The organism is Sphingomonas bacterium (assembly GCF_903644135.1).
GTDB lineage: Bacteria > Pseudomonadota > Alphaproteobacteria > Sphingomonadales > Sphingomonadaceae > Sphingomonas.
In genome coordinates this window covers 1-3,032 of sequence record NZ_CAHJXA010000331.1, presented here as the reverse complement: position 1 = coordinate 3,032, position 3,032 = coordinate 1, and the positions used below count along the sequence as shown (strand labels likewise).

The 3,032-nt window shown below is 68.1% G+C and carries 4 protein-coding genes; all 4 read right to left on the bottom strand.

Going from position 1 to position 3,032, the window contains the following annotated elements; genetic code table 11:
- Window positions 1-59: 59 nt before the first annotated feature.
- From HUU96_RS13925 to pyrH, 4 genes are read right to left on the bottom strand one after another with little or no spacing between them, the layout of a single operon-like run.
- Window positions 60-872: a phosphatidate cytidylyltransferase gene (locus tag HUU96_RS13925; protein WP_174293348.1), complete on the bottom strand. Its 813-nt coding sequence runs from the start codon at window positions 870-872 to the stop codon at window positions 60-62.
- A complete protein-coding gene (locus tag HUU96_RS13920) occupies window positions 869-1,618 on the bottom strand; it encodes an isoprenyl transferase (protein ID WP_438827086.1) in 750 nt (249 codons plus the stop codon). The genes HUU96_RS13925 and HUU96_RS13920 overlap by 4 nt, the downstream gene beginning before the upstream one ends.
- Window positions 1,615-2,172: a ribosome recycling factor gene (gene frr / locus HUU96_RS13915; RefSeq protein WP_174293347.1), complete on the bottom strand. Its 558-nt coding sequence runs from the start codon at window positions 2,170-2,172 to the stop codon at window positions 1,615-1,617. Before frr ends, HUU96_RS13920 begins: the two co-directional genes overlap by 4 nt.
- Complete coding sequence (pyrH, locus tag HUU96_RS13910; RefSeq protein WP_174293346.1) at window positions 2,159-2,911, bottom strand: UMP kinase; 753 nt, start codon at window positions 2,909-2,911, stop codon at window positions 2,159-2,161. The genes frr and pyrH overlap by 14 nt, the downstream gene beginning before the upstream one ends.
- Window positions 2,912-3,032: the final 121 nt, after the last annotated feature.

Genomic DNA, 3,032 nt, shown 5'->3' with positions numbered 1-3,032 from the left:
CAGGTCGAGCGTCGAGGTGCCGACCGAGCCGGTCGCACCAAGGATGGTAACGCTGCGACTCATGGATAGAAGTGCGGCAGCACCACGAGGAAGGCAGCGACCGGCGCGACCGGCACCAGCCCGTCGAGCCGGTCGAGGACGCCGCCATGGCCGGGGATCAGCCTGCCGCTATCCTTGACGCCGGCGCGGCGCTTGAGCCAGCTCTCGTACAGGTCGCCGCCCTGCGCCAGCACCGCCAATACCGGCGTCGCGAGGGTCAGCCGCACTGGCAAGCCGTACCGATATTGCATCCCGATCGCCAGCGACGACGCCAGCGCGACGCCCCCCACCAGCCCTGCCCAGGTCTTGTTGGGACTAACGCGCGGGGCCAGCTTGGGCCCGCCGATCGTACGCCCCGCGAAGTAGGCTCCGATGTCGGTCGCCCACACCAAGGCAAGCGCCCACAGCGCGTAGATCACGCCGGGATAGGTGGAAAGGTCCGGCCCCGCCGCGTGCTGCCGCCGGATCAGCAGCAACGCCAGCACCGGTAACCCGCAATAGAGAGTGCCGAGCGCCAGCTCGCGCCGGTTAGTGATGATGACGATGAAGAACGCCGCTCCCGCCAGCAGCCCAAGCGACAGGAACCCAGGCCCCGCCCCCAGCGGCGACATCAGCGCCAGCGGGACGAACAGGCTGTAGAGCGCCAACCGCTTGTGGCGGAGCGAGATGCCGTTGAGGTCGGCCCATTCGGCCATCATCAATAATCCGACCAACGTCGCCAGCAGCCAGAAGACGATCCCGCCGAGCGCCAGCGCAACCATCGCGATCGCGATCAGCGCGGCACCGGTGACGACGCGCAGCACCAGCTCGGACCGGTTGGAACGATCGCTCACAATCCGCCATACCGACGCTGGCGCTGGCCGAACGCCGCCACCGCCGCCGCCAGCGCCGCCGCGTCGAAGTCGGGCCACAGCGTCTCCACGAATAACAACTCGGCATAGGCGGCCTGCCACAGCAGGAAGTTCGACAGCCGCTGCTCGCCCGAGGTGCGGATCAGCAGGTCGAGCGGCGGCAGGCCGTCGGTGTCGAGCCGGCGCTCGATCAGATCGCAGTCGATCGTCGCCGGGTCGAGCTGCCCGGCCTGCGCCTCCTCGGCCAACCGCCGCGCCACCGCCGCCAGCTCGGTCTGCGCGCCGTAGTTCAACGCGATCACCAGCAGCGGCCCGCTGTTGCGGGCGGTGCGCGCGACCGCATCGTCGACCAGCTTGACCAGATCGGGCGCGAACCGGCCATGATCGCCGATCACTCGCAGCCGCACATTTTCGCGCACCATCTCATCGATGTCGGAGCAGATGAACAGGCGCAGCAGCCCCATCAGGTCGCCGATTTCCGCCTCGGGACGCCGCCAGTTCTCGCTGCTGAACGCGTACAGGGTCAACGCCTCTATGCCCAAAGCGCGAGCGGCGCGGGTGACTCGGCGCACCGCCTCCACCCCCGCCTTGTGCCCGGCAAAGCGCGGCAGGTGGCGCGCCTTGGCCCAACGGCCGTTGCCGTCCATGATGATCGCGACATGACGCGGCACGGCGTCGCCGCCCGGCACGGCGGCGAGCGTCGTGGCCTGGGCGGCCAGACCGCTCACTTGCCGAGGATTTCCTTTTCCTTCGCCGCCGCGGCCGCGTCGATGTCGGCGATGGTCTTGTCGGTCAGCTTCTGCAGCTCGGTCTCGTGGCGCTTGCGCTCATCCTCGCCGAACACGTTCTTCTTCTCGTCGACCTTCAGGCTGTCCATCCCGTCGCGGCGGACGTTGCGCGCGGCGATGCGCGCCGTCTCGGCATATTTGCCGGCAAGCTTGGCGAGGTCCTTGCGCCGCTCTTCGGTCAGGTCGGGGATCGGCAGGCGCAGCGTGTTGCCGTCGTTGATCGGATTGAGCCCCAGCCCGGCCGAGCGGATCGCCTTTTCCACCGGGCCGACATTCTGCTTGTCCCACACCTGCACCGACAGCATCCGCGGCTCCGGCACGGATACCGTCGCCACCTGGTTGAGCGGCATGTGGCTGCCATAGACCTCGACCGTCACCGGATCGAGCAGCGCCGTCGAGGCGCGGCCGGTCCGAAGGCCGGCAAGGTCGCTCTTCAGCGCTTCGACCGAACCTGCCATGCGGCGTTCGAGGTCGGGTTTGTCATAGGCGGGCATCGGCCATCTCTCCACTCTGATTGGCGGTCTGCACGATCGTCGATATGCCATCGCCGGCGAGAACGGCGGCGAAATTGCCATGCTCGCGGATGTTGAAGACGACGATCGGAATGTCGTTGTCGCGGCACAAGGCCACGGCCGAGGCGTCCATGACCTTGAGGTCGTCGGACAGTACCCGGCTGAAGGTGACGGTGTCGTAGCGGGTTGCAGTCGGCACCTTCTTGGGATCTGCGTCGTAGACGCCGTCGACGCTGGTACCCTTGAACAGCGCATCGCACTTCATCTCGGCGGCGCGCAATGCGGCGCCGCTGTCGGTGGTGAAGAACGGGCTGCCGACGCCGGCGGCGAAGATCACCACGCGGCCCTTTTCGAGGTGGCGCTCGGCACGACGGCGGACGAACGGCTCGCACACCGCCGGCATGGTGATCGCCGACTGGACGCGCGTGTCGACACCGATCTGCTCCAGCGCGTTCTGCACCGCCAGCGCGTTCATCACCGTGGCCAGCATCCCCATGTAATCGGCGGTCGCGCGCTCGATCCCCTTGGCCGCCGCCGAGAGCCCGCGGAAGATGTTGCCGCCGCCGACGACGATGCACAGCTCATAGCCCTGCGCGCGGACATCGGCGATCTCCTGCGCGACGCGAGCGGTTACGGCGGGGTCGATGGCGAGGCCGCCTTCCCCCATCAACACCTCGCCCGACAGCTTGAGAAGGATGCGCTTGAACTGGGGGGCCGTCATGAACGCTGGGGTACTCGGGCGAAAGCGCAGGGGCAACCGTCATTCCCTCTCCCGACGGGAGAGGGAGGGAGCCGCCGGAGGCGGCGGAAGGGTGAGGGCAGCAATCATCTCAACCTAACCC